Source organism: Streptomyces sp. NPDC056628 (genome assembly GCF_042792555.1).
In the GTDB taxonomy this organism is placed as follows: Bacteria; Actinomycetota; Actinomycetes; order Streptomycetales; family Streptomycetaceae; genus Streptomyces.
Window position 1 is genome coordinate 1 of sequence record NZ_JBHTWG010000023.1, and the last position, 26,416, is coordinate 26,416.

General features: G+C 66.8%; 18 protein-coding genes and 4 pseudogenes. 9 read left to right on the forward strand and 13 right to left on the reverse strand.

The features are described from left to right. The coding region (locus tag ACFRAC_RS24525) for a transposase (RefSeq protein WP_382927453.1) at positions 1-552 on the forward strand (552 nt) is incomplete at its 5' end. Positions 553-858: 306 nt separating this feature from the next. Here ACFRAC_RS24525 and ACFRAC_RS24530 read toward each other — a convergent pair. Continuing rightward, complete coding sequence (locus ACFRAC_RS24530) at positions 859-1,989, reverse strand: hypothetical protein (protein WP_382927455.1); 1,131 nt, start codon at positions 1,987-1,989, stop codon at positions 859-861. Further along, entirely contained in the window at positions 1,982-3,745 is a 1,764-nt protein-coding gene (locus ACFRAC_RS24535; protein WP_382927459.1) for a hypothetical protein, read from the reverse strand. Before ACFRAC_RS24535 ends, ACFRAC_RS24530 begins: the two co-directional genes overlap by 8 nt. A gap of 531 nt (positions 3,746-4,276) precedes the next feature. Between ACFRAC_RS24535 and ACFRAC_RS24540 the strand changes: the two genes are divergently transcribed. From ACFRAC_RS24540 to ACFRAC_RS24550, 3 genes and pseudogenes are all read left to right on the forward strand, one after another. Beyond that, positions 4,277-4,552, forward strand: coding sequence for a hypothetical protein (locus ACFRAC_RS24540; RefSeq protein WP_382927638.1), 276 nt, complete (start codon positions 4,277-4,279; stop codon positions 4,550-4,552). Further along, positions 4,522-5,916, forward strand: a pseudogene (locus ACFRAC_RS24545) (RHS repeat domain-containing protein); the annotation flags it as partial. The gene ACFRAC_RS24540 and the pseudogene ACFRAC_RS24545, both read left to right, overlap by 31 nt. Before the next feature lie 146 nt (positions 5,917-6,062). Continuing rightward, positions 6,063-6,557, forward strand: a complete 495-nt coding sequence (locus ACFRAC_RS24550; RefSeq protein ID WP_382927462.1) for a hypothetical protein — start codon at positions 6,063-6,065, stop codon at positions 6,555-6,557. Here the strand turns inward: ACFRAC_RS24550 and ACFRAC_RS24555 are convergent. Beyond that, complete coding sequence (locus ACFRAC_RS24555) at positions 6,523-7,305, reverse strand: IS5 family transposase (protein WP_382927464.1); 783 nt, start codon at positions 7,303-7,305, stop codon at positions 6,523-6,525. The genes ACFRAC_RS24550 and ACFRAC_RS24555 overlap by 35 nt on opposite strands. A 291-nt stretch (positions 7,306-7,596) precedes the next feature. Between ACFRAC_RS24555 and ACFRAC_RS24560 the strand changes: the two are divergent. Together ACFRAC_RS24560 and ACFRAC_RS24565 are read left to right on the forward strand one after the other, a co-directional pair. Next, positions 7,597-7,785: pseudogene (locus tag ACFRAC_RS24560) on the forward strand (integrase core domain-containing protein); the annotation flags it as partial. Between the two features lie 435 nt (positions 7,786-8,220). Continuing rightward, positions 8,221-13,227: a hypothetical protein gene (locus ACFRAC_RS24565; RefSeq protein WP_382927469.1), complete on the forward strand. Its 5,007-nt coding sequence runs from the start codon at positions 8,221-8,223 to the stop codon at positions 13,225-13,227. 22 nt (positions 13,228-13,249) lie between these two features. Here ACFRAC_RS24565 and ACFRAC_RS24570 read toward each other — a convergent pair whose 3' ends face one another. Continuing rightward, positions 13,250-13,672: a hypothetical protein gene (locus ACFRAC_RS24570; RefSeq protein ID WP_382927471.1), complete on the reverse strand. Its 423-nt coding sequence runs from the start codon at positions 13,670-13,672 to the stop codon at positions 13,250-13,252. Between the two features lie 175 nt (positions 13,673-13,847). Here ACFRAC_RS24570 and ACFRAC_RS24575 point away from each other — a divergent pair, with 175 nt between their 5' ends. From ACFRAC_RS24575 to ACFRAC_RS24585, 3 genes and pseudogenes are all read left to right on the forward strand, one after another. After that, positions 13,848-15,332 (forward strand): hypothetical protein, encoded by a 1,485-nt coding sequence (locus ACFRAC_RS24575; RefSeq protein WP_382927472.1) that lies wholly within the window; start codon positions 13,848-13,850, stop codon positions 15,330-15,332. After that, positions 15,329-16,837 (forward strand): SAV_2336 N-terminal domain-related protein, encoded by a 1,509-nt coding sequence (locus ACFRAC_RS24580; RefSeq protein ID WP_382927475.1) that lies wholly within the window; start codon positions 15,329-15,331, stop codon positions 16,835-16,837. The genes ACFRAC_RS24575 and ACFRAC_RS24580 overlap by 4 nt, the downstream gene beginning before the upstream one ends. A gap of 119 nt (positions 16,838-16,956) precedes the next feature. Beyond that, positions 16,957-18,164: pseudogene (locus tag ACFRAC_RS24585) on the forward strand (IS3 family transposase); the annotation flags it as partial. Positions 18,165-18,429: 265 nt separating this feature from the next. Here the strand turns inward: ACFRAC_RS24585 and ACFRAC_RS24590 are convergent. The 9 genes and pseudogenes from ACFRAC_RS24590 to ACFRAC_RS24630 form a co-directional block, all read right to left on the reverse strand. Continuing rightward, positions 18,430-19,362 carry a transposase family protein gene (locus tag ACFRAC_RS24590; protein ID WP_382927477.1) on the reverse strand — a complete coding sequence of 311 codons (933 nt, stop codon included), beginning with the start codon at positions 19,360-19,362 and terminating at the stop codon, positions 18,430-18,432. A 77-nt stretch (positions 19,363-19,439) separates the two neighbouring features. Then, the gene (locus ACFRAC_RS24595; protein ID WP_382927481.1) at positions 19,440-19,742 is read right to left on the reverse strand and encodes a hypothetical protein; all 303 of its coding nucleotides are present in this window, start codon (positions 19,740-19,742) and stop codon (positions 19,440-19,442) included. A 527-nt stretch (positions 19,743-20,269) separates the two neighbouring features. Then, a complete protein-coding gene (locus ACFRAC_RS24600) occupies positions 20,270-21,439 on the reverse strand; it encodes a diacylglycerol/lipid kinase family protein (protein ID WP_382927483.1) in 1,170 nt (389 codons plus the stop codon). Positions 21,440-21,632: 193 nt separating this feature from the next. Continuing rightward, complete coding sequence (locus ACFRAC_RS24605) at positions 21,633-22,310, reverse strand: HdeD family acid-resistance protein (RefSeq protein WP_382927486.1); 678 nt, start codon at positions 22,308-22,310, stop codon at positions 21,633-21,635. A 97-nt stretch (positions 22,311-22,407) separates the two neighbouring features. Next, the gene (locus ACFRAC_RS24610) at positions 22,408-22,773 is read right to left on the reverse strand and encodes an AI-2E family transporter (protein WP_382927489.1); all 366 of its coding nucleotides are present in this window, start codon (positions 22,771-22,773) and stop codon (positions 22,408-22,410) included. Then, positions 22,680-23,440: pseudogene (locus ACFRAC_RS24615) on the reverse strand (AI-2E family transporter). The gene ACFRAC_RS24610 and the pseudogene ACFRAC_RS24615 overlap by 94 nt, the downstream one beginning before the upstream one ends. Before the next feature lie 268 nt (positions 23,441-23,708). Then, positions 23,709-24,134 carry a lasso peptide biosynthesis B2 protein gene (locus ACFRAC_RS24620; protein ID WP_382927492.1) on the reverse strand — a complete coding sequence of 142 codons (426 nt, stop codon included), beginning with the start codon at positions 24,132-24,134 and terminating at the stop codon, positions 23,709-23,711. A gap of 77 nt (positions 24,135-24,211) precedes the next feature. Further along, complete coding sequence (locus ACFRAC_RS24625; RefSeq protein ID WP_361354400.1) at positions 24,212-24,469, reverse strand: lasso peptide biosynthesis PqqD family chaperone; 258 nt, start codon at positions 24,467-24,469, stop codon at positions 24,212-24,214. After that, complete coding sequence (locus ACFRAC_RS24630; RefSeq protein ID WP_382927495.1) at positions 24,466-26,337, reverse strand: asparagine synthase-related protein; 1,872 nt, start codon at positions 26,335-26,337, stop codon at positions 24,466-24,468. Before ACFRAC_RS24630 ends, ACFRAC_RS24625 begins: the two co-directional genes overlap by 4 nt. Positions 26,338-26,416 lie beyond the last annotated feature (79 nt).

The following is a 26,416-nucleotide window of genomic DNA, read 5'->3' on the forward strand; positions in this document are numbered from 1 at the left end:
ATCGGCTGCTGGCCCCAGCCCCGCTACCGGCAGACCGCACCGTCGGTGGCAGCCCTGGCCGCCGGCCTCAAGCCGGAGGCATTCACTCCGCTCACATGGCGGCACGGCTCGAAAGGCGAGTTACGCTCCCGCTTCGCCGCCGTGCGCGTGCGCCCGGCCGGCAAAGCAGTCGAGCGTCCCATCAAAGCCGCGGCCTCGGCCGAACAAGGCTGGTGGGACGGTGTCCTGCCCGACTGCTGGCTGCTGATCGAGTGGCCCGCCGATGCCGAAGCACCGACCGATTACTGGCTGTCCAACCTGTCGGCCGACACCCCAATCGCCGACCTGGTCCGCCTGGCCAAGGTCCGCTGGCGCATCGAGCACGACTACCGCGAACTCAAGCACGGCCTCGGCCTGGACCACTTCGAAGGCCGGTCCTGGCCCGGCTGGCACCACCACGTCACCCTCGTGACCGCCGCCCACGCCTTCCTCACCGAACAGCGCCTGGCCCCAAAAGTGCCCGCACCGGTCTCACCCTCTACCAGATCCTCGACGCCCTCCAGGACGTCCTGAGGTGCTGGACCGGCATCTGCACCACCTGCCACCAAGCCCTGCCCAGCAGGTCACCTTCAAGGCCAAGATCGAGACAGACCTAACGGAGTCCTACTAGAGCGTGTCTCTTTGATTGGTTGGTCAGTTGATCGGACGTATTCGTCCGGCTGGCCTTCTGCAGCGCCGGGGCATCATGTGGTCGTCCCACAGCTGTCGGACCAAGTCGGCCACTGCCTGTGGCGAGGTCGGCTCGATGGCCCTTCGCCCGAGGCCTACCGGCAGCTGGCCAAAGAGGCAGAACTTCAAGGGCCGGGGCTTTGCCCGGGGTCAGTCTGGTCCGCGACGCAGATACAGGCGTACCCTCATCTCCGAGGTGATCTCCTGGATCGGGATCTCGGTCGGGGCGCCACTCGCTTGGCCCGGTTCGGAATCGGTGCGCCGCCGGGTCACCTTCACCACACCGACGGGCGGTTCGAGCCTCAGAGTGTTCTTGTTGATGGCCACGTTCCCGATGACGGTCTCCGGAATGTGCCATTTGTAGCTGTAGAACGTGTCCACCGTTCGTTTGGTCGGCTGCGCATCGCAGGAAAGCCTGCGGCTCACCGAGCCTTTCTCGGTCATGAAGACGACGAAGTGCTGGCGCGGCAGAACGATCGTGCAGGCGCCTTGGTCGGTACACCTGAGCTCGACCTGGATGAAGAACTGAGAGGTCGTCCCTTTGGTGTTGATGTGTGTCTCCTCGAGGAGACAGTCCGGCGACTCCACTTTCAGGTCGTACTGAATGCTGTGGCTCGCGTATCCGCCGGCCACGTTGAACCTGAGGGACGCGGACTCGTTTGTGCGCTTGGCGGCGGGGACCAGCGGGCCGGACGATCCTTGTCCGTCGGCGCGCAGATCCCACACGAGGCGGGTCCGGCCGCTGACGGTCCGGTCGGTCGGTTTCGGGTGGGGAATGTCCTTCCGGGAGAGCTCCATGAGGGAGATCTCGCCCTTCCAGCCGGTCGTCAGGCACGTTCGGATCGCCTGGCGCGCCCTTTGCAGCTGCCGCGCGGACCGGCGCCATTTCCGCTCTGCATCTGAAAGGGCCGCCCAGGCTTTCTGCTCGCTCCTGCGCTGGTCGTAGACATCGCCGGCGGCTTCGGCCAGGCCCGCCGCACTGAAATCGTCGAAGACACCCATGACTTGAGCAGCCTTCGTGCCCCAGCCGATAGCGCTGTCTACGGTGTCCTCGTCGGCACCTATGAGCGCCGCCCGGGCGTCAAGTGCAGCGTCCCAGGCGTCGACCAGCGGTGCGAGGTGCTCGAGGCAGTCTCCTCCCAGCAAGCGGTCCCGCATGTTGGCATCGGCAGGCTGCCATTTCTCCAGAATGGCCCTGTCGACCGGCGGCCCGATCCGCTCGTTCCACCGGTCGAACATCTCGTCCAGGAGTTGACGCGCCAGTTCCTTGCGCTCATCCATGCCGGTCCACTCCCTCGAACCAAGAACCTGAAGCAAGGAGAAAAACGCCGGCGTCGATCCCGGAAGCCCAGGAGAGGGAGACGGCCCAGCCGTTCTTCGTGGATCCTGTGACGTTCGGTGCCCGCAGATGGACGTCGCGAAGACGGCTGCGGGCGAAGTCGAGGAAAGAACTGGCCTGGAGGTCTGTATCGGAGACCGGCGGATTCGCCACAACTGTCAGCAGCGGCTCCGGAATCGTGGTCACGTCGGCAGTCAGCCGGCACGGTGTGCCCGTCACGTGTTCCTGGCCCAGCAGCCGCCCCCGGCATCGGACGCGAACGCGGTGCGCGCCATCGGACACGACCGCCTCCACGCCCGGCACGGCCGGCGAGATCCGTACGCGTTTGACATCGCTGAGGACGCCTTCGACCGTCACCGGGGCGGACTTGAACGAGCCGGGGTCCGCCACGATCTGGGCGAGGCTCACCGATGGCTGCCGGGCTGTTTCCAGCGGACGGACCGACTCGGTCATCCATCTGTACAGGGGATCGCGTGCGATGGGGAGCTGAGACAGCCACATTGTGTAACCCGCGAGTGCCGTGTCCGCGATAGCGCGTTGGATGAGGTCCATCGCGTCCATCAGCGATGCCGCCGGCTCCGACGGCTTCGCCGCCCGCGCCTTCACCAGTTGGGCGGCCAGGACCGGAGCATCGCGCAGGACGACACCGGCCGCGTTCTGCAGCGCTGTCGCCGCTTCACTCAGCTTGGCGGCGGCATACCGGTGATGGCTGCCGGTGCCCAGGGCAACACGGAGGGCCTCTTCACCATCACGCAGCGACCTCTCGCCCGCGAGCAGGTCGGCCGGGTCGTCGGGGTCCTGCGCTTGTGTGGCGTCCAGGGTGCGGTGGAACCGGGCAACTGCCTGAGCCAGGCATGCTCCCGACAGTGTGGCGAGCCGGCGCCGGAACACCTGCTCCTTGCGGGTCAGGCCCGTGGAGAGGTGCTTCTCCAGTTCCTCCTCGGCCCGAAGGCCCACCAGTTCATCGATCCGGCTTGCCGCCTCCTGTTCGGTCATCCCTTCCCGTAACTCCTGCATGACCTGGCCTCGGCGCGCTTCCCACCCTGGTTGCATGCTCAGGCTCAGTGCGGGTACGTGGGCGTACTGCCAGGCCGCCTGTACCGTGGCAAGCGCCTGGACCGAAGGGGCGGCGCTCTCCGCGATGGCACGGAGCAGCCCGAGGGATTCGGCGTGATGGTCCGTTGCCGTCTGTTCCAGCTCGTCCCATCGGGCACCCGCGATCAGCGGGAGGTAGTCGGGGAGTTCGGCGTCCGGCTCATGGAGTAGCCAGTCCCGATGCTCTCGCGCGCTCGTCCGCACCTCGGAGGTGTGCTGCGCGACGGCGCCGAGCACTTCCTTGAGAGGGTGCGCCTCGAGGAGCGATTCCCAGGTGCGGTCGTCGACGAGGGCGCTTCCCTGGCCGGTCGGGAATCTCAGGGCGAAGGTATCCAGGGCCGCGGTGGTCGCCGCGTCGAAGACTCCTGTCTCCTCGAAGAGGCAGCCGACGGAGATCAGGAGTGTTTGTACCGCGCGCACTTGATCGCCGCTTTGCCCCGGCCAGACATCCGTCACCAGCCGGAACCAGATCTGTCGGTCGGTTGTCCCGCCCGCCGGGTTTCCGGCTTCCTTGCCCACCACATCGACCGCCTGTTGCGTGGTGGTGTCGAACTCACCGTGCGGGAACACGTTCAGGCCACGATGAGACAGCAGGTACTGCAACGCTCGCACGCGAGGACCGCTCGTCCCCGCGCCAAGTTCCGGCCACATACTGCCCCCCGGCTTCTGTCGGCCAAGCCCTCCACAGGGTCCCGCTTGCGGCGGTCGATGCCAAGTGCGCTGTCAGGTCTGGAGACAGGGCCTGGGGCATGTCTCTGCCGAGAGTTGTGCCGGTGCCGAACTCTGCGTTCGAACGTGTGGTGGACACGGTCGGAGCGGCTGTGTGAGGCGCCTGCGCCGGGTGCTGTCCTTCGCATGGCCGTGGTGCTGGGTCAGTAGCACATGTGGTCCTGCAATTGCATGTTGGTGTTCGTGTTACAGCGTGCCAGTGATCGATTCGAGGACACGTTCGATCGCGCTTTTCCGATCAGCGTCAGCGTTACTGACGCTCTCGGAACATTTTCACCGCCGCGTGACAGGAAATGACAGAAAAGTTTCTGGGGCTGAATCAGGCCATGGCCGACACGCGGATATACGGAAGTCAGGGAGATTTCCGCAGGCAACCGCACCAAGGTCATCGGTCCCACTGGCGCGTTGGTCTCGGAGGACTTCGTCTACGACGAGGTCGGCAACCTGACCAAGACCCGCGGCTTCTCCTACACCTACGACGCCGCCGGGCAGATGCTCACCCGCAAGTACTCCGACGGCAACACCATCACCTACGGCTACGACAACGACGGCCGTACCTCCACGATGGCGCCGACGGGGGCACCACCACCTACACCTGGGACGCGGCGAACCACCTCACCAAGTCGGCACTACCCAACACCGAGACGGAAGACCGCGCCTACGACCGGGCCGGCCGCCTGACGGCTGTCACCTCCTCCAAGGCCGACACGACCGTCACCAAGACCGCGCTGACCCTGTCAGCGGGCGGCCTGCCCACCCGCGTCGACGTCACCCGCGCCAGCGTCGGCACCGGCGGCTACGACCTCACCTACGATGCCGCCGGCCGCCTCGCCTCCGGCTGCTTCCCGCAGCCCTGGGTCACCGGATGCGCCGCCGGCCGCACCACCTCCTACACCTACGACAAGGTCGGCAACCGGCTCACCTCCACCCTCGGAACCACCAGCACCAGCTACGCCTACGACGCGGCCGACCAGCTCACCTCGAGCACCACCGGCAGCGCAACCACCGCCTACGACTACGACGCCGAGGGCAACCAGAGCGCAGCAGGCGCCGACACCTACACCCACGACCTGGCCGGGCAGATCTCCGCCGCCACCGTCGCAGGCGCCAACTACACCTACGACCACGACGCCAGCGGAAACCAGGTCACCACCGCCAAGGACGGCGCGGTCACCGCCCGCACCCAGTGGGACGCCAACGCCCCGCTGCCGATCCGCGCCACGGAGTACGACAGCGCTTGGGCCATCAAGCAGTCCTACCGCTACGACCCCCTCGGCCAGCCCGCCGCCACCAAGACCGGTGCCGGGGCCGTCTTCTACTACCACCACGACACCCAGGGCTCCCCCGTCGACGTCGCCGGCAGCACCGGCACCCTGCACCAGCGCTGGGCCTACGACCCCTACGGCACCCGCGTACTGAACACCGTCACCAGCGGCGCCCCCGCCGACACCCCGTCCTACACAGGCGCCCGCTACGAGACCACCACCGGCAACCTCGACCTGCACGCCCGCCAGTACAACACCACCACCGGCCGCTTCAACCGTCCCGACCCCGCAACCCCCGACCGCAGCAACCCGTACGTGTCGGCCTACGCCTACGCCGACAACGTCCCCAGCCTCCTGACCGACCCCAGCGCCCTGACCCCCGACGACCCCAACAACGAGCGCGTCGACAGCTTCGGCGAAGCACTCGGCATCTTCGGTGACGCCTTCGTCGACGTCTTCAAGTCCCCCTTCGTCTTCCTCGGGGACGCACACGACGCCTTCACCGGCGAGAACGGCGGAGCCGGCGCATTCGTCGACAAGTACCTCCTCCGTCCGCCCCGCCTACCGCCTCTACCGCGCCGAGTACATGCTCCGCCAGCAAGGCTGCGACGCCCTGGCCGACCTGTACGTAGAAACAGCCGACGAACTCACCCAACAGATCGCCCTCGTCGGCATCGGCGGCCTCACCGGCTGGAGGCGCGCCGCAGTCAATCCGGCCGGTGGCCGATACTACGGAGAGCCCAGTTCGACACGGTTCGGACTCCCCTACTACACACCTGAAACCCCCTCCTCCAGGCAACGCATCAACCCTGAGAAGCCGTTGTCTTTCCGAGAGTCCCGGGCGCGTTTCCGCTGGTCAGGTGTAGGGGCGGTGTTTCGGCGGCAGGGACGAGATGTCGTGTCGTCTCTTCGGTGGAGGTGCAGGGATGTCGTCGGTGATGGGGTTGCTGGAGGAGCGTGAACGCGTCGCTCGGCAGCGGGTGGAGGCTCTGCAGGCCGAGCTGCGCGAGGCGGAGGCAGTGTGGGAGCGGTTCGTGATCGCCCGCGAGACGGTGGGCGAGGTCCTGGGTGAGCCCCGCAAGGCCGGGGACACCCCGCAGGCTGTGGTGGCCGGCGAACGGCCGGTGCAGGTCACGGCCGCGGTGCCCGGTTCGGTGGTGCCGCACTGGGAGCAAGGACTCGCACCCACGGTTCTGGCACCGGACTATCGGCGGATCACGGACATCCTGGCCGGTGGGAACGGCGCGGGCGGGGAGGCGATGGACTGCCGTCAACTCGCAGCGGCTCTCGGGCTGGAGCCGGTCCCGGCGAAGGTCGAAGGAGTGCGGTCGAAGGCGAAGCGCCTGGCCGCGCGGGGCTGGCTGACGGAGGAACGGCCGGGCCTGTTCAGCGTGCCCGCCGCGCGAGCCGACGGCTCATGACCATGCTCATCGACCACCGGATCACCGCTTCGGAGGTGTCGGTGCGCGCCTCGTAGTCGCGGGCCAGGCGGCGTGAGTGCATCAGCCAGGCGAACGTGCGTTCCACCAGCCACCTTTTGGGGAGCACGGTGAAGCCGCTGGTGTTGTCGCTGCGTCTGACCACGGTCAGTGCGACGCGCAGGACCTCGCGGGTGAAGTCGACGAGTTGTCCGGTGTAGCCGCCGTCGGCCCACACCCGCGTAATGCGCCAGTGCCGCTCGTGCAGCCGGGCCAGCAGCGTCAGGCCCGCGTTCCGGTCGGTGACCGAGGCCGCGGTCACCGTCACGGCCAGCAGCAGTCCGAGGGTGTCCACCACGATGTGCCGCTTGCGGCCGTTGACCTTCTTCCCGCCGTCGAATCCCCTGGTCGCGGCAGGCACCGACGCGGCTCCTCTGACCGACTGCGCGTCGATGACACCGGCCGTCGGTTCCGGATCGCGGCCCGCTGCCGCGCGGACACGGTCGCGCAACCGGTCGTGGAACTCGGAGGTCAGGCCGTTGTCGCGCCAGCGCCGGAAGAAGGCGTAGACGCGGTCCCACGCGGGAAAGTCCGCGGGCATCGCCCGCCAGGCGATGCCGCCCGCGACGAGATAGCGCACTGCGTCCACCATCTGCCGGTGGCAGTAGCCCTCAGGTTGCCCGCCGCGGCCCTCCAGCCAGCCCGGCACCGGCATCGCGTCCCGCACAACCGCCCATTCCGCATCGCTCATGTCCGACGGATACCTCGGACGCCTGTGCGGCCTGTCTGCGGCGTTCCCGAACCGGTGAGCGAGACAATCACACTCAGGGAAGCCGAGTTGGACGACATCAGCGTCGGCACGGAAGACTGCAGCACCAGGGGGGGCCTCCTGTTGCTCGGCTGGATTCGACACCCACGAGCTGTGCGGGAGGCCCCACCTTCATGCGCAGCCAGCCAAGAGATCACCCGACCGAGTCGACGACCTCGAACTCACGCTCACCAAGATCGATAGAGCAACGGCTTCTCAGAGAGCCGAGAGCCATACGCACCTCGGCAGAACGGGAAGGTGGAGCGCTACCAACGCGTCATAGCCGAGGAAGTCCTCTACGCCCGCGAGCTCACCAGCGAGGACGCCTGGTCAGCCGCGATCGCAGTGTGGGACACCCACTACAACTACCACCGGCCGCATAGTGCTGCCGCCGGAAAGCCGCCAGCAGCACGCCTCGCGTGAGCGTCACCAACGTCGAGCCCTCATGAGTGACGGCCAGTCAGCGCGACGCCGAGGAGGACCCCATGCGCCGCCGTACGCTGCTCGCCACCAGGGCGGCCGCAGGCCCCGCCGCCCTGCTGAGGCCGTGAACGACACGATGGGCCCCACGGCCGGGGACGCCGTCCTGGCTGCGGGCGCAGCCGACTCATGGCTTGGGCGGGCCCGCACGCATCCGCTGGCCGTCAGGGGACTCCGCTCGAGATTCGCAAGGTCGGCTCCGGAAATGGCGCGTAGGAGTGCGAAGGCCCGCATGGGTGATCACGTTCAACGGTTGAATATTAGGGCAGCGATGTGCACTTGCACCCGTGGACGTATGCCCAACCGCTACACTCACCGGTTGTGATGTAGCCGACACTGGGGCGCGCCCCGTCGGTCGGTCAGGGGGAGAGTGTGTGCGTGCAAGACTGGACTGTCGAATTCGATCCCGCTTGCGGTATCGAAACGTCAGACTGGGGAGAGATTCGGGACGTCCTGCTGAACATCCCGCACGACAGCGATCCGTCGCGGAATGATCACTGGCCGGCCGGGCTAAGGGAAGTGCGGGTTCTGCGTCGGCTCGCGGGGGGACGCAGCGGCTCTGAGGTCATTGAGCTGCAATTACTTCTGGATGACGGTGACAGCCACCTGCACGTGGCCAAGCTGTCGAACCGGAAAGATGCCCTCAAGGAGTACAAAGCAGCCTCCTCGGTGGCGAAACGTGAACGCTTCCCCATGCACCTTGGAATCGTCGCTGCCAGCAGGGGCGTGCTGGACGACAGCGCGGAGAGCCGCTACGGCCAGGGTCGCCAGGTAATCGTTTACCAGCACTTGGAGGACCGACACGGCTCAAGCGGGCAGACCCAGTCGCTTGAGGAGCTGATTACGCACGGAGCTCTGCACGACACCCAGATGGAGTCGGCTTGCACTGCGCTGCGGCACGTCATGCGGGACTTAGCCGACCAGTTCCACCGCGCCCTGCGTGCGGATACAGCGTCTCTGGTCCACCTGAACAGGACGCTGGGCACGGATCTTCTCCTCCAGTTTGAACGAGTTAAGCCACAGGACGACGACGAAGTCATCCTCGACTTAGGGATCTCCTCTCCCCGCCGCGACGAAGTCGAAGCTGAGCGCCGCTCAGGCAACGACGTGCTGATGACCTCCTCCTCGCCCCCCGGCAGGCGACGCACTATTGCTTCAGGGCAGCGGGTGACCGTCGCGATCGACCAGCCGACTTGCTCCCGGGACAAGGTGACTGGCCAGGTCGGCACAGCTTTAGTGCAGGCCGAAGCCCGAGGCCTTGCCCTCAATAGAGACTTGAAAAGGGAGTTCGACGGTTGCGAACGTCTCCAGGTCAGCGCCAACGTCGTCCACACCAGGGCCGAGCTACGCTCGCAGCTGTTGAAGAGCGCTCTGTCCCACTTCGGAGGCGTCAAGGAAACTGACGAGCAGCTGATCTGCGACAACGTGCCCATTGCGCATCCTCTACGGAGCCTGTACGACGTGTTGTCCCGCGCCCGGGAGCGGCGAGTATCCAGCGCGGTGCACGGTGACCTCAATCCGCGTAACGTCCTCGTACGCGACGGTCGCACGTATTTGATCGACTTCGCTGCTGCAGAGCCGGGCGGGCTGACGCTGACGGATTACGCCTGGCTGGAAGTCTGTTGTCTGCGCGAGCTGGAGAAGGCGGACCTGACCTGGCGGGACCTGGTCCGTCTCCAACGGCAGCTGGCCGTTTTGAGCAGACTGTCGGTCTACCTTGACAGTGACTGCCTCGACAAAATCCTTGGCGCATTGGTTGATACCTGCCTAGGGCATCTCGGGCGATGCCTTGCCCTGCTGTGGGAGGTCAGACGCGCCGCCCTTTCTTTGGAGCGGACACACTGCTCGCCCGACGAAGCGCAACGTCACCTGTTCGAGTATCTGACGCTAGCAGCCCTGCGGCCACTGAAGTTCCCCGAGGCCGAACAGACTCCGCATCGTGTCGCTGTCTGCGCCGCGACGGCCGGCGTGGCGGCCGAGGCGCTGCATGGGGGGCAGGCGGCTTTGTTCGAAGCCTGGGAGCCTCACCAGGTGGCTGCCTTCATCAGGGCGCTATTAGATTCGGGGCAGGCACATCGACCTGGTGCGGTCGATATGTTGATCAGCGCGCGTGGGGTGAGCTGGGCCAGGGAGGACAGAGAATCGGAGGCCGACTCAGACCTGTTACGTGCGCTGTTCGATGGGCCCTTGAGCGAACGCGTGATCGAGCAGCGTGAGGAGTGTCAGCAGCTATTCCCGTTCATCTCCCTAACGGGACGAGTCCTGCGTCCGGGTGAGCCATTCATACAGCAGGGGGACGGCGCTTTGGCTATGGGCCCCAGTCCCGCCATTGAGCTGCTGTGGGCGAATCAGCGGTGCGTGGTGGTCGGCGACTGCGGCGCCGGCAAGACAGCCACAGTACGCGAACTGCACGCCCGGCTCCTGCGCGGTGCTCTCGAACCCCAGCACCACGCGGAGGAGAGCCCACCTTTGTGCTGGCCGCTTGAGCTGAGCGCCTTACGGATCAGTGAATACCTCCGCCCCTGGCACACGGCAGATCCAGAAGCCACGAGCACACTCCCGGCACTTCCGCAACCCACGCCAGCGGAACTGGTCCGCGAATGCGCCGACCTGCGCGACATCGATGAGGGTCTGGTCGTGTTGATGCTGCGCCTGGGCAGCGTCTTCTTGACCGTCGATGACCTTCACAAAGTCGACGCCGGTGAAAAGCCCTACGTACTGGCTGAGATCAGCCGGCTCAGCGCTGTTTACCCCGCCGCGCGCATCACCGTTTGTCAGCGCTCGGGCGACTACCAGCCCGACGCGCTCAGGTGGCCGGCCATCGCCCTGCACAAGGTCAGACCTCCGCAGGCACGCGAGTACATCGAAGACCGACTGCGCCAGGACGATCAAGGCACTTGGCGGTCACGGGTCAGGGTGCTGTACCAGGCGCTCTTCAGGGACGCGGAAGCCGGCAGCCTGCGCGACCTTGCGAGCAAGCCTCTGTTCCTGAAGATCATGGTGGATCACTACCTCAAAGAACGCACCTTCAGCACCACAAACCCGGGCAAGCTCTTGGAGGAGTACACCAGAGGCCTGATCAAGGACGCCGACGAAAGTGAGATCGAGCGTCGCATGAAGCTCCTGGCGCACCTGGCAGGCGACATGGACGAGCTCGGTGCAGCCATCAGATACGACGATGCGATCAAGTCGCTGGAGAGGCTTAAGCCCCCCAATGCGCGAGAGACGCTAGAGGCGTTGCTGCGCACCACTGCCATCGTCACCGATCCGTCCCGTCGATGGGTGACCTTCGACAACCCCGTCATCCATGCCTACTTCGCGGCGACCGTACTGGCGCAGGACGAGAACTCGGCGAAGGTCGCTGACCGCATCCTGCAGTTCCACTGGCGCGAAGCCGCTCAGTTGCTGGTCGCCAATCCGCAATCGCCGGAGAACAGGGGAAGGCACATCCTGCAAACGGCCCTAGACGCGAACCTCGTGTACGGGGCCTGGCTGCTTCAGGCAGCCCCGCCGGACAGATTCGGTGATCTAAGAGACCAGCTTCTGCATACACTCACCGCACAGCTTGAGAGCAAGGACAGCGGGCAGCCAGCGTGGCGTCAGGCAGCCTACGGCTTTGCGAAGTACGGCACCTCTCAGGCCATGCAGACGCTCAAGGCGACCGCCATGCGAGCGGCCGAAGCTCCGGCGGCCGCCGAAGCTCTCGATGGCCTGGTGATGATGCACCAGTGGTTCGTGCCCGAGGCTGAACAGGTTCTCACTGAGGTCCTCAGCCATCTGCTGGATGCACAGCCGGACCATCTCAGCGAGGACCTGACGGTCCGGGCCGTCCGTTCGATCGCCACACTCGGGCTGCACCGGCTTGTCGGCTATGTGTGGGACCAGATCCGCGAGGACGCCCCCTGGCCGGTCATCCGGCAGGCCTGGAGGGCGCTGGCGCAAATGAAGATCCGGCCCAGCAGAGCTCTGCACGAGGCCTACACCGCGGCATGCAGACGCAGACTGCCCGAGACCTTGGATCAGCTCGCGCGCACAGCTGACGTGACCACCGTCTACGAACTCAACCTCGAGCAGAGAGACATACTTGGTGTCCTGGCAGAGCACGGTGATCTCGAGGTTCTGCTGCAGTACCGCTTCCGTACTGGCCTTGCCAATGACGCCACCTGGCACCAACGGCTGGCCACCGCCGCGGGGCAGTGCGACGGCAGTGACCTGGCCGACTTGCTGAACCGGGAGGACACCACCGACTGGGCTGAGCTCCTCGACAGCCAGGACGACAATGTGGTGCTACTGGCTTCCCACATGCTGCTGCACCGCGGGCAGACGCTATCTGTCGAACGCGTACAGCAGCTGGCGGCTGGCGCTTCTCCCTCACGTCTGCTGGCACTCGCCGGGTTTGTTCATACCCTGAACGGTCACGAAGTGCCAGCCGTAGATGACATTGTGCGCTCCTACGTCGGCCGACTCAATGATGGATATCTCGAACCCCTATCCGCGCTCGTGGGTGCCGTCAGCAACCACGGTCTCGAGGCGCGGCCGCGAACAGCCCTGCTATTGGACGAAGCCACCCGTGCTCCGGGCGCAGCGCCAAGCTTGTACTGGCCGTGGGCCACCGCCTGGCGGGAGAGCGTTCCTGACCGCTCCGAAATCGATCTCTTCGTCCAAGCGCCGCATCTGGACGACGGTGAAGTCCTGAAACTGCTCAGTACAACAGATGTTCTTCTCGATGCACCGCCGTTCGATCCTGTGCCTCTAAGCGAGGAACGCCGCAATCGTCTGCAGCAGTTGCAACCCAGCGATCCCACCAGTCTTGACGCGCACCGCTTCGTAATGCTGGCGGCCAGCACCGGATTGCACCAGAGGTTGAGCTTTGTCCGGGAGGCTGCCAGGCATACAGACAATCGCAGCAACATCGTTCTTCACTCCCACCCGCTGCACGGAGTTCAGCCCATCGCGCCGGCGGCTCATGCCATCGCCGCGATCGGTTACCTCAGCCTGATGGCGGCCAAGGAGCTCGCTGCCGCAGGGCAGCTCGCGTTCGCAGCACACAAGGAACTCACCCGGATGATCACAACCGTGGACGATGCTCACCTCAGTCTGCGGCGGGCCCGTCTGGTCGGCATGGGCTTCCTCGGTGACTGGATGGAGATCCTGGAAGGGCTCGAGCCCGAGGACCCGGTCATGCATCACGCTGCCCGGAACATCGTCATGCACTGGGTTCCCGGGCCGTGCTCACCGCACAGCGATGAGAAGAACCACCTCGTCGATGTCGCTCGCTGGATCAGCGACCGGTTGCGGCAGACAGGCATCCCGTCCCCCACAAGGGCGGCACTCGTGCAAATCCGCGACACCGCGGAAACACAGTTGGGGCGCTATGTCCGGTAAATTTTTGCGGGTGTCACCCAGCTCACAGCAGCCCCATCTCCCTTTTGGCTGCAGCAATCACCGTTCGCCGAGCAGAAGACACCACCGTCATCGCCGCGTCACGCTGCGGCCCCGCGGGCACCTCGTGCACGTGACGCTGCTGACGCAGCAACGACTGTCCTGCCTCCACTACGCCGTCCGCGGCAAGCAGCCGCAACCGCGTGAGCTGACTACGCATTTCCCGGTATTCGACCAGCAACGGCTCGGCATTCATACTTGCGCCGACCGACAACGCGGCTATATCGGAGTGCCGCCAACTGGCCTCGAGAAAAGCAACGAAAGCATCCGTCAGAGCATCACGCGCCCACCGGTGACGCTCACGTCTCCCCCCGACCACCGTTGTGACGACCAGCGTCGCCAGGCTCGTCGCCGCCGCGGCCCACGCCGCCCACCCACTCGCATCCATAGATCACCCATTGTTCCAAGAACACGCACCGCGCACGGCAGATCACCGTGAATGACAAGAATTGCCCCCGCGCGCTCTAGCCGAGCCCCACCGCTATCCCAGACCATGGACCGGCACCCCCGCACCGGTCCACACACAACCCGCCACACCACCGGCATCGCAGGAGTGACCAGCTATGACGGATTCCGCAGCCACACCGCCCACGGCTGGCCTAGCTGGCCGAACGGTCGGCGACCTTCAGCGCGCCATAGCTCATCATCTCGCCCACAACGCGCTCCTGAGCAGCGAGACCGGTTGGCGGGCCCTGACCGCACGCCTGTCCCGCACCCACGGCAGCCTCTTGGTGGAAGCCGACGCCAGCACGCCGCCAATCAGCCGTGTCCAGAGAATCCTCGAGGTGTGCGCCAGCCAGCCCGACAGCGCCGAAGCTCTCGCTGACGCGCTCGACCACGCAACCGGTGACCCGGAGATTTCCCTTTCGCTACGGACCATCGCCGACTGGCTCGCCGCACGTGACTGGCTCACCGCCACCGAACTCGACGAGCTAAGCAACCTCGTCAAAGACATCCCGGCGCATCAGGCCGCCGCCGCCGCTCAGGCATGCTTGCCGACCCTGTCCGCCGACCTGCCGCGGCACTGCATCGGAACCTGGCCCACCACTCTTCACCTGCTGCGCCGCAACATGCTGCCGAGCGGGCTGCCACCCCTGCTTGCCTTTGTGGAATACCTCGCCGCAGTCGACGGACCTCACCAGCCCGCCTTACACGCCTGGGCAGACAAGAAGGCAGCACACTGGGAACTCACCGACGAACTCCACGCGTGCCGCCAGGCCGCAGCCGATTTCACCCCACCAGCGCCCTCCCCAACTCGAGTGATGTTCGTCTTCCTGCCTGACGGACTGCAGAAGGACTACTACACCCTGCGAATGTGGCACCGCGAAGGAGCCCGAGCCACTCCTGCCCTAAGAGACGAAGACACTCAGGCACTGAGCTACAGCGAACTGGCCCGGACCGTGGCCCAACGCCTCCGCCAGTGGATGCAGGAGACCAACGACACCACCCTGAACAACTTGTCCATCGAGTTCTGGCTCCCCCTCTCCTTGGTCAATGAGCCCGTCTGGGACTGGTGCAAAGACGCCACCCAAGCGACCCCTTCCTCACGCAACGTGCTCATCCGCAGCCTGGACCGTCTACAGATCCCCACCATCCAGTCGGCTTGGCGCGCCCGGTGGGAGAGCCTCATGCAGCACAAGGAGAGCACTACACCAGCCAGCCGGACCACTTCCGCACCACACACAGACGTCGCCGAGCGCGAACCAAGCTCCGCCTCTGCGGGACAAGACCTCGTCATCCTCGACAGTCCGCCCAACGACAGACAAGGACGCCGTCAGCTTCTCGCCGCACTGCGCAGCGGAACGCCCGCAATTCTGTGGCACCGTCAGGACTGCTCGCCGGCCTTCCAAAGTGCGGCACTTCGGCTCATCAGCGCTGGCCCGCTTCACGAACTGCCGGACCGTATCAGTGAACTGCGCGCCCAAGAACGACACTCCGCGTCCGCTGACGACGCCGTCAAAGACATCACGTTGCTGTGGGACGACCCGCACCACACACTGCCCACCCTGCACAGCCTGGTAGCTCCTAGCGAGGCCAGGACATCGTGACCACCCCCACCACCGGCGACTGGCTGATCACCAGCACCCCGCAGGACAACCGCGCCCAGCCCTTCCCTCTACATGCCCGCCCCTTCCCACCCCCGCACCCCTTCTCCGAGCCTCCGGACGGCTGGCCTCGCCCCACCCCTGTGCTGGCCGTACCGGCAGCAGCCACTGCCTTGCGCGCCTTGGAGACACTTGATCCAACCGAGCAGGTCAACGCACCCACGTTGCCCAACATCCCCGGCGCCAGTCCGCACCCGCACGTCAGGCCGCCGGCCTGGGATCTCGTCCTGATCATTGACACCGGCGCCTCTATGGCAGCTTGGTATGACAGCATCAACACATTCGTAGAGAATACTTACAAGCTCGGACATTTCTCCGCGGTTCCCGTAGTCAGACTTCACAGCCAGGGCTTCGATCCGGCACGCTCCGTATTCGACACTGCAGAATTAGGCCGCGCCGGCATCGAAGACCCACACACCAAAAAGGTCATTCTCGTTGTCACCGACGCTGTGGGCCCAGCTTGGAAAGAAGCGCCACTAAGAGAACAGCTCGCCAACTGGTCACAAATGCACCCCCTGGCTGTGGTGCACGTTCAGCCACATCCCCACTGGAACAGGTCCGCTCTGACCACTCGGGCACTTAACCTCCGCTCCACGAAGCTGGGCGGACCGAATACAACGTTCGAGGTTCAAGTCCCAGAGGACCCCTCGCTCGAAACGCTTGTTCCCGTGGAACCGCTACCAAAGAACATGGTCATCATCCCGGTCATGGAGCTGAGCAAACGCTGGATCGAGCAGTGGTGCCGCCTGCTCAACTCCAGCAAGTGGGTACGCCAGCAAGCCATAGTGCTAAGCACCGACACCGCAGGCGAGTCTCCCTCGACAACGACAGACACCGACTCCGAGGTGCACGTGCCCTCCCCTACCTATGTGCCACACCCTCGTCAAGAATCACCGCAACCTACCGCAGAAGAGCGCGTAGTTGAGTTCCTCGAGAAGGCCCTCCCGGACACATCGAGACTGACCGTGCTCCTGGCAGCCGCTCCCCTCAACCGGCACATCATGCAGCTCATCGCGGACCACCTCATGCCCCAGACCGGCCCAGAACACCTCGCCGAGATTCTCAGCAGCGGCCTCTTGCAGGTCATCGGAACCGACGACCCCGGCAGCGCCCCCTTTGACCAGATCGTCTTCGACTTCCTACCAGGCGTGAGGAAGCACCTCCTCGCCCGCCAGCGCGACGGCAGCAAGGACTGCTTCGAGGTCGCCCAGGTGATAGACAAATACCTGGGGTCAACAGTTCCCGCAGTAGAGGGACTCGCGGAACGCATCCGACAGCTTTCCCCACCCGACTTTGTGAACATAAATGAACAAAATCTTCCATTCCTGGAAGTGGAAAGAGACATCTTCCAAGCGCGTATTCCGCGAGCACGCGCGGATGCCGTTCGCCGCATGAGCGACAACATCGACCACTTCAAGCGGCATGCACAAAGTTCGGCCGGAGCATGACACGTGGCTGGCAGGGCGGCGTCGAAGGGCTGCCTACCAGACTTGACGAAGCTGGGAAGGAGATTGCCGTGAACCGTTCCGGGTTCGGTAGGGACTCGATCATTTGAGAGGATCGAGTCATGGCACGTCCTTCCCAGTACCCGCTTGAGCTGCGCCGTCGTGCGGTGCGGATGGTCGCCGAGGTGCGGCCGGAGTACGACACCGAGTGGGCCGCGATGAAGGCGGTCGCCCAGAAACTGGGCATCGGCACCACCGAGACCCTGCGCAAGTGGGTGAGGCAGGACCAGATCGACGCGGGTGCCAGGCCGGGCACCACGACGGAGGAGTCGGCCGAGCTGAAGCGTCTGAAGAAGGAGACCGCCGAGCTGAAGCGGGCGAACGGATCTTGAAGGCCGCGGCGTCTTTCTTCGCGGCCGAGCTCGACCGGCCACACACGCGCTCGTAGCGTTCATCGACGAGCACAAGGGCCGCTTCGGCGGCGTCGAGCCGATCTGCCGCGTGCTGACCGCACACGATTGCAAGATCGCCCCCCACCTACTACGCCCACCACAAACGCCAGGCCGTGCCATCCGCCAGAACCGTGCAAGACGGCGAGCTGAAAGAGCTGATCCGGCACGTCCACCCCGCCAACTACCGCGTCTACGGGGCAAGGAAGCTCTGGCGCGAACTGAACCGGCAGGGGCACCAGGTGGCCCGCTGCACCGTCGAACGCCTGATGAGAGAACTCGGCATCGCCGGAGCAGTCCGGGGCACCACGCTGCCCGGCGGGCGGGCTGAGCGGGCCCGGGAACTGCTGGACCGGGACTTCGTCACCGGCGCCCCGAACCGCTGCTGGGTCGCGGACTTCACCCACGTCAAAACGTGGGCCGGTGTCGTCTACGTGGCCTTCGTCGTGGACACCTTCTCCCGCCGGATCGTCGGCTGGTCAGCCGTCACCGTGAAGGATACGGTCTTCGTGCTGGATGCCCTGGAGATGGCGATCTGGCAACGTGACCGCGACCAACACCGCGTCCGTCCAGGCATGTTGCTACGACTGGTTGAACCCGGGCAGTACACAAGCTTCCGGATCGCAGAGCACCTGGACGCGGCCGGCATCGCCGTCTCGATCGGATCGGTCGGAGACGCCTACGACAATGCCCTGATGGAGAACACCATCGGCCTGTTCAAGACCGAGCTGATCAAGCCCCAACGGCCGTGGAAGACGCTCACCGACGTCGAACTCGCCACCGCCGAGTACATCGACTGGTACAACCACCGACGACTCCACGGTGAGATAGGCCGCGTCCCACCCGTTGATTACGAGAACAACCGGCATCCCCATGCAGATGGGATCCCAGCCCGGCGGGGCTCTTCTACCGATGGAAGTAGACGCCACGGCCACAGGGTGCCGTCGGGACTTTGTGGCCGCCGGACAAGCCGCCAATGCGCCACATGCGGTGGCCTGTGGGTGCTTCCTGTTGCCACGACGCCGAGGCCCCCGCCCTGCTCGCTCGACGGGGCGATGTCGGTTGGCGTGTCGCCAATTGTGCACTGCTAACGAGCTCGTGCACGGTAGGCAGCGAGACGTCGAGGATGGCGGCGGGGCTCGGTGTTCACATCTGCCGCGCCGGCGTCAGGTCCGCGGTCTGCTGGTGGGACAGCAGGCCGGCGACGGCCAGGACGGTGTCGCTCATGTGCTCGCGGCGGCCGAGGTGGCGGGTCAGAGCTCGCCAGTTCTTCAGGTGAGCGATGCCGTGCTCGACGCGGATGCGTCGTGAGGAATGTGCTTTCCGCTGCCGCTCGTACATCTCCTCGTACCAGTCCGGAGCGTTCTTCTTGAACTTGCGGTGCGGCGGTGTCACCACCCGACCGCTGGTCTGCGCGCCCAGGCCCTGGTAGCCGGCATCGGCGAGAATTTCCACGGCGGGCCCGTCGGCCAGGAGCTCGACCAGCACTAACTGGCGAGCGAGGGTAATGTCCGCGCAACTTCCGGGCTTGGTCGGGCTGCAGAACAGCACCCGGCCGTCCCCGTCCGTGAGCACCATGGTCTTGACGGCGTTCTGCTTGCTCTTGCCGGAGATGAACTTGTCCCGGTCCTTGCGCCCGGCGGCCGGCCGCCGGACTCGGATCTCGGTGCCGTCGACGATCCCGGTCCTACCCCCGGAGCCGAGGTGGTCGACGACCTCGGCCAGCGTCCGCAACCGCACGCCGGGACTGACGGTGCAGCCTCGCTCGGCGAGCAGGGGCCGTACCTCGCCGACGGCGCGGGTGATGGTGGAGCGGTCCACGCCGAACCAGCAGGCGAGCACGTCGTGTGTGGCCCCGTGACGGAGGTGCACGAGGGTGGCCAGGAGCCGGTCGACGAAGACCAGCCGGTGCTTCGCGCCAGCGCCTACGGCCCGCGTCCGCTGCCTGGACGCAAGCCTGGCCTGATGCCGTTCATGCCACAACGGGCCCAGCTCGGCCACGAGTTCAGCGATCACGCCGGCCGACAGGCCCGTGATCCTCCGGTCGCTGATGATCGCTGCACGAGACGCGTTCCCCACCACACGACCATGATCGACGATCAGGAGCTCGACGCCTCACCGCCTACCGTGCACGAGCTCGTTGGACTAATACCGCTTCAGGGCTCGCCGGCCCGTCTCCTCGTCCCGTCAGCGGCATGCAGGTCCTCCGAGCGGTGAGGCCTGGCGCCCCTGTGCGTGTGGTGTGCCGCAGCCCTGACTGTGGCCAGGGCCAGACAGAAGAGAAGAGCCAGCGCGAGGCCGGAGCAGAAGATGGCCAGCGTATTCATAGTGGCGATCTCCTGACCCAGCACCGACACGGTGTACTCAGGGCCCCCCGACAGGTTGTCGGCGATCAACAGGCCGGTGAAGGCGGCTGTGGCCGCGAGAAGAAGTAGCCCTAGGAAAAGCATCGATGCCATCTCCCTTGGTGGTCCCGCTGTCCTAGACGGGCTGTGTACCCGCGATCCCTCTAAAAACGCAGCGAACCGGACATGTGGGACGTGAATCGGCGGCCATTTCGCCTCCTATGTCTACGCCCTGACAGGCGCTAGTGTGCAACGCTTACCCACTGCGACCGGCAGGGGTGCCCTTTGTAGAAGCGAATACAATGGGACGGCTCAGGCCGAGCAACGAGGCGAGGTCGACGGTTGCTGCGTGCCTCCTCGTAGGAACGGACGATGCAGGCTGACAGCGATCCTGCACGGCCTATCCCCTGACGGGAACAGCGTTCGGCAGTGCAGCGGCAAAGCACTCCGGCGCTTCGGGCATGTCGCCCGGCGACACGCGCACCACCGGGCATCCACTGTGACGTAGACGCTGCCAGACCCCATCCTGAGCGGCTGCATACAGCGCAAATGGTGGCCACCCAGGCGGCTGCCGAACGGCCCGCCTACCTCGTCGCCTTAGCTAACGAACGAGCGTGCCGAGGCGGACGTGACCGCACCTACTACGCCTTGAACGCGATTGCCCGTCTGATCCCTGTCCACGTCCTCCCGCCGGAAATCTGAATGGGCGACCCGAAGGCAATGCTTGATCCTTTGAGCTCGTAACACGATCCGAGCGTGGCCTGCCCTTTCAATCTACGGGCAGCAGTGTCCGTGCTCGTCCGCGCCTCGCCCGGGTTCGTACCGCACGGGTAAAACTGAGCCTCAGGGATACCGGCCGAAAGCTTCCGTTCAATCGCGCACCGCGCGCTCGGGCAGGATCCCTGGCCGGTTTTTCGGCAGCAGCACACGCAGGGCACCCGGCCGAATTCCGCACACATGGGGAGAGGAAGCCGCACCGCTCCGCCGTCCATGCCCGCGTCCAGGTGCCGGACGTCACCGTGCAGCGTGATGCCGGGAACCGACCAGACGACAACCCCTTCCCCCGCCGGGCCGGCACCGCACTTGTGCTGTCGCAGTTCGCCGCGCAGGTGCCGCAGGAGGTCCGGGGGCGCCTGATTCGGGCGCTTCAGGACGATGGCGCCCAGCTGTCCCGTGGTGAGTGAGAAGCGACGGCCCAGCCAGCGCGGCGTGGCCAGGTGGTCGGGGTTGTTGGAGATCAGCATCACCTGCGGGAACTCAACGGTCCCCCATGGTGTGTCGACGCGGGCCTCGACCCACTGCTTGCCCTTGACGTAGTCGGGTGCCGCTGCGGTGAACGCGCGTGGCTTGTCCTCCCGGTACCCGGGCTCCAGCAGGGCGTCGGCGTACATGCCGAAGGAGACGTTGTTGACGAAGACACGCGGGCCGAGTACCCCCAGGTCCACCTGCGTGGGCTCACCGTCGACCAGAGCGTCCAGCGCCCGGCCCGGATCGCGCAGATCGAGGCCCAGGTCCCGGGCGAAGTGGTTGCGGGTGCCCGCCGGGACCACGACCAGCGGCCGGTCCGTGTCGGCGGCCACCGCGGTGACCGCCGACACGGTGCCGTCGCCGCCCGCGACCCCCAGCTCCTGCGCACCCTCCTCGACGGCCGTCCTCGCGAGCGACGCCGCGTCGCCTTCCGCACTGGTCGTCCAGACCTGCACTCCGATGTCCTCGGCCCGCTGTACCAGGCCGTAGCGAGCGGTTTTGCCGCCGCCCGAGCGTGGATTCGTCACGATCACCACCCGGGCACGGGTCCGGGCATCGGCCATCACCGCACCCCCTCTCGCTGCTCAGGCCAGCCTTCGGCCGCCCGGTCGACGTAGAAAACAACGGTGTGGCGGCGTGCCCGCGTAGGCGGGTACGGCGCATCCGTGCGCTGGGGCAGCCGGGCAGACGCTGCGCGCCGCACCCGCCCAGGTCCAGGGGCGCCGCCCAAGCGGGGGCTCGGGGTCTCCGCCGTGATCAGTGCTGGGGGTGCGGGCGGTGGAACAGGGGCCGCCGCGCGGCGGCAGTGCCGCCCGGAGCGAGGCGGCCGACTTCGACGCGCATCCTGATGGCCTGGAACACCTCGACCACCCCCAGGACCACGGCCATGACGCCCACCGCCAGGGTGAGTGCGGCGATCGAGGTGAACGGCGAGACGATCAGCACGATGCCCGCCAGGGTGCTGATGATCCCGTAGAACAGCTGCCAGCCGCGTGCCGGCGTGTCCTCGGCGGAGGCCGCCGCTGCCGTCACCATGATGCCGCGCAGCAGCCAGCTGAAGCCGATCCACAGGGCGAGCAGAAAGACCGACTGCACGGTGCCCCGGAAGCAGACCAGCCCCAGCAGGACAGAGAGCGCACCCGTGAGGAAGTGCAACACTCGAAGATGCCGGGGGACGTGCGTGCCGAAGGCGGAGGCCAGCTGGAAGACGCCGGTAGCCAGCAGGTAGATGCCGAAGAGCACGCCGACGACCCGCAGCGTCTCCTCCGGCCAGGCGAAGACCACGACGCCCAGGGCGATCGTGGCCAGGCCCGTGGTGAGCAGGATCTGCCATCCCATGTTCGCCAACGCGCCCAAGCCTTCGGTCAAGGGGTCGTCTTGTGACTCGGTGCCGCGCGGAGGGCCAGTGCCCGAGGAATCGGAGGGATAAGTCATGCCGCTGCCTCCTCCTGGAAAAGCACGGTCGGGCCGTACACCTCCATCGTCACCCAACCGGCTCTGATTCACCTGGCGCAGGTCTTCGCAAGTCCGGTCAGGACCAACTGCGGCGGCGCAGCAGTCCACGCAGCCGCGCCCGCAGCGACGGACCGTCCCTGCGCGGGTAATGCCGGCCGTCCTGTTTCTCTAGATCATCTGCCACGTCGTACCGCTTCACATACGCACCGAAAAACGTTTGCAACGTGGCCACCACCGGAATGGCGATCAGCGTGCCGGCCACACCGAGCAGCGCGGTGCCCGCGATCACGGAGCCGAAGGCCACCGCCGGATGGATGTCCACGGTCTTGGACGTGAGTTTCGGCTGGATCAGGTAGTTCTCGAACTGCTGATAGACCACGACGAAGACCAGCACCGCCACCGCGTACCAGGGGTCGACGGCGAACGCGGCCAGGATGGGCACGGCCGCGGCCAGATGGTGCCGGTGACTGGGATGAACTGCGACACCACGCCCAACCACACTGCGAGCGCCAGGGCGTACGGCACATCCAGCAGTGCCAGCATGATGAAGTGGGCGACCGCGGAGATCAGGGTCATCAGCCCCCGGGAATAGAGGTATCCGCTCATTTTGTCGACCGCGATCTCCCACGCCCGTAGCACGTTGTTCTGCTTGGCCGGAGGCAGCAGCGAGCACAGCGCGCGGCGCAGCCGGGGCCGTCCACGGCGAAGTAGAAAGCGAACAAGAAGATCGTCAGCAGCCGGAACAGACCGCTCAGCACGGAAGCCGAAAAATCAAACACGCCGCCCGCGCTCTTCTGTACGTAAGCCCGCAGCCAGTCGGGGCGCAACAGCCGGCCCTGGATGCCGGCCCGCGACAAATCCGTGCGGAACGTCCGGTTGATCCAGCCGATGACGGAGTCGAAGTACCGTGGGAAGTGCTCGACGATGCCGCTGATCTGGCACGCCAGGAACGAGCCGAACAGCAGGAAAAACCCCGCCACCCCGAGGACCACGGCGAGACACACCACAAAGGCGGCCAGGCCCCGGCGCATCCCCCGGGCCACCATCCGCCCGATCGGCGGCTCGATTCCCGGCGCCACGAAAGACGCGATCAGAATGCCGACCAGCACCGAAGTGGTGGCCCTGCGCGAAGTGGCGGCCGCCTGCCCCGACTGGACCGTGACCTACGACCATGCCGCAAAGCCAGTCGGCCGACGCCTAGACCGTCGGCCACGTCCTTGGGCTGTTCGCCGAGCCGTCGATTGCCTGCCCGGTCCTTGGGTGCTTACTCCGGCCCCACCACACCCGGCGAGTAGGACGAGCAGCGTGGTCACGGCGAGCCGGTATGAAGCGTGGGACGCATGAAGATCACCACAGGTAATGCCGACGCGCTGTCGCTCAGTCCACCGTGATGAACCGCTGGAAGTAGTCGGCGGGCGCGCCTTCGCCGACCAGGACGCCGTCCGCCTCCACCCAGGCGTGCGCGGCGAACGGCGGTTGGGTGCGGACGCCGACACACCAGGTCGGCCACTGACCGCGCAACCGGCACAGCAACACGGTGGCCAGGGAACGCGGCAGGCAACCCCGCTGGCCGCCGGCGGCCAGGCTGACGGCGAGGACGATCTCCCGCGCCCGGGCGGCCTCGGCGAGGGTCGCGGGCCGGGCTCCAGGGCGCAGCCGCAGCAGGACCTTGCGGATGCGGGCGGGGGGCTGCCGGGCGAGCAGGTAGGCGCAGCCGACGGCCAGCCGGGTCACCAGCCGCGGGCCGAGGGGCACCGACCGGGGGTCGTGCGGGACGACTTGCGAGGTGGACACTGTGGCCATGCCTCCGTGACGGGACGGGAGGGAACGTGGACGGGCGGGGGCGGGGCCCGGAGGGGGAAGGACTGCGGTACTCCGGGTCAAGCGGCCAGGAGCCTTGCAGCGCGCAGTTCCTGGACGATGCGGGTGATGTCCTCCTCGACCTGGTCGGCGGTCACGTCGTACTGGTCGGTGAGCGTCGTCACCGCCTGCTGCCTGCTCGTGCCGTCCAGCAGGGTCCGCACGATCAGCGCGGCGGTAGGATTGAGGGTGAAGTACTCGCCGCTGTTCTGGTCGAGCAGCGCCATGCCGTACTCGGTGTCGGCCGTCACCACTCCGGGGCGCAGGGTCATCGTCATGCTGTGATACCTCCTGTGTCGGTTTGCGTCGGCCGCAGCGGGCCGCGGCTTCGTTCCCGTGCGCGCAGCCACACCTCGCAGCCGACGGTCGGATGCAGCAGCGCGCTCTCCAAGTCGGCGGCGAGCGGCCGGACGCACCAGTCACGAAGGGCAGCCTCGTCGACGAGGCCCAGCTCGCGCAGCCGGGAGTCCTCCCAGAGGGCGAGCAGTGCGGAGCGGTGGCGGCGCAGTCCGATCTCCTCCTCCAGGGCGGCGTGCACCTTGGTGGTCCGGTGCCGGACGGACTCGGGGACGACGCCCCGCATGGCCTCCTCGATCAGTGGCTTGTACCGCCATGGCGTCACCCGCTCCTGCGGGCGGACGGCTAGGGCGGCCTCGACGAGCAGGTCGTCGTAGTAGGGCGCGGCGAAGGTCACGCCGAGCGGCTCGGACATCTGCTGGACGTGCCGGGCGAAGCGGGCCAGGGTGCGCAGGGTGGCCAGCTCCCGGTGTCCGCCGTGGCCCGGGTCGAGCGGCTCGGTGTCCTTCGCCAGCTCGTGAATCAGCGCGCGGACGGCCTCGACGGCCGGCCTGGTGGCCCACGGGGGCAGTCGCGGCGGGGTGCCCCAGGTGAACAGGGGGACGGACATGGGGGGTTGGGGGAGGGTGAGGTCGTGCGCGACCCGGGCCAGCCAGGAGCCGTACGGGCGGCGGTCCAGGAGCTGGGCGATGGCTGTGCGGCGGGACCAGCGGTGCAGGGAGGTGAAGCCGCGGGCGAGCCGCCAGGCCGTACGGGGATGGCGCGGCAGCAGTCCGTGGACGTGTGCCGAGGCACCGCTGAACAGTTCGTCGCCGCCCATTCCGCTCAGGTGCAGAGGGGAGCCGCGCTCCGCGGCCCGCTCGATGATGTGCATCCGCCGATGGCGGTTGACCGCGTACAGCGACGGGGTGTCGAGGTCGTCGTCGAGCGCGTCGACGCGGTCGAAGGTCAGGGGTACGGCGGTCGCGGGCACCACATGGTGTTCCACCGCGTCCAGCGCCTCCACCGTGCGGCGTGCATAGGCGACGTCGTCGCCGAGGACGTCGTGGACGGCGGCGGTGTAGGCGACGGTCTTCGCGCCCGCGCGGGCGGCGGTGGCGATCACCGCGGTGGAGTCGACGCCGCCCAGATCGGCGCTGATGACTTCGCGGCCCGTGATCCGTGCGGCGACCGCGTCGGCCAGGCGCTCCCGGACCAGCCGGGCGCCTTCGGCGAGCGGCAGTTCGGCCGGGGGCGGGCTCCAGCAGCAGCTCGTGCGGAGCCGGCCATCGCGGTCGAGCAGGACGCGCCGGTCACCGGGGACGACGTCGACGCCGCGCCAGACCGTCTGGGTGGTCAGCGGGTGCAGGATTCCGGGACTGAGCAGGTGCCCGGCCAAGCGCGCCTCGTCCAGGTCCGCGCCCGCCAGGTCGGCCAGGACGTCGGCACGGTCGGAGACGAGGTGGGCGCCGTGGGTGCCAGGCGCTTGGGCGACGAAGACGCTGCGGACGCCGGTGACGGTGCCGCGGACCAGCGTCCTGCCGTCGAGACCGGCGATCAGGTGGTGGCTGCCGGCCCATTTGCTCGCGTACGCGTCGGCGGCCTCGAGCGATCCGGCGCAGGCCGCGTGTGCCGCTTCCTTCTCGGTCACCGCGTGCTGTCCGAGCACTGCCAGCCGGGCAGGCCCGCACGCCACTGCCGTCAGGGCGTGGTCCGGCCAGCGGCCGATCAGCCAGGGCCGTCCCGAGGCATGCGGGATCTCCCGGGTTGCGCACGACCGGGCTCGCGCGGCGAGGGCCGCGACGGCATCGGTGTCCGGGAAGACCAGGAACCAGCAGGCCCCGGCGGTGGACGACGGGCCGGTCACCATGGGCGAGTCCTTCCGGTCGGGGACGGTCGGCGGTGTGCGGTCAAGCAGGTGGGCGGCACCGGCGGCGCCGCCCACGTGT

Coding starts and splice junctions, on each gene's coding strand:
- ACFRAC_RS24630 (WP_382927495.1), bottom strand. CDS start 26,337: ATGGTGACCGGCCCGTCGTCCACCGCCGGGGCCTGCTGGTTCCTGGTC.
- ACFRAC_RS24530 (WP_382927455.1), bottom strand. CDS start 1,989: ATGGATGAGCGCAAGGAACTGGCGCGTCAACTCCTGGACGAGATGTTC.
- ACFRAC_RS24605 (WP_382927486.1), bottom strand. CDS start 22,310: ATGACTTATCCCTCCGATTCCTCGGGCACTGGCCCTCCGCGCGGCACC.
- ACFRAC_RS24570 (WP_382927471.1), bottom strand. CDS start 13,672: ATGGATGCGAGTGGGTGGGCGGCGTGGGCCGCGGCGGCGACGAGCCTG.
- ACFRAC_RS24595 (WP_382927481.1), bottom strand. CDS start 19,742: ATGGCATCGATGCTTTTCCTAGGGCTACTTCTTCTCGCGGCCACAGCC.
- ACFRAC_RS24600 (WP_382927483.1), bottom strand. CDS start 21,439: ATGGCCGATGCCCGGACCCGTGCCCGGGTGGTGATCGTGACGAATCCA.
- ACFRAC_RS24550 (WP_382927462.1), top strand. CDS start 6,063: ATGTCGTCGGTGATGGGGTTGCTGGAGGAGCGTGAACGCGTCGCTCGG.
- ACFRAC_RS24555 (WP_382927464.1), bottom strand. CDS start 7,305: ATGAGCGATGCGGAATGGGCGGTTGTGCGGGACGCGATGCCGGTGCCG.
- ACFRAC_RS24575 (WP_382927472.1), top strand. CDS start 13,848: ATGACGGATTCCGCAGCCACACCGCCCACGGCTGGCCTAGCTGGCCGA.
- ACFRAC_RS24620 (WP_382927492.1), bottom strand. CDS start 24,134: ATGGCCACAGTGTCCACCTCGCAAGTCGTCCCGCACGACCCCCGGTCG.
- ACFRAC_RS24625 (WP_361354400.1), bottom strand. CDS start 24,469: ATGACGATGACCCTGCGCCCCGGAGTGGTGACGGCCGACACCGAGTAC.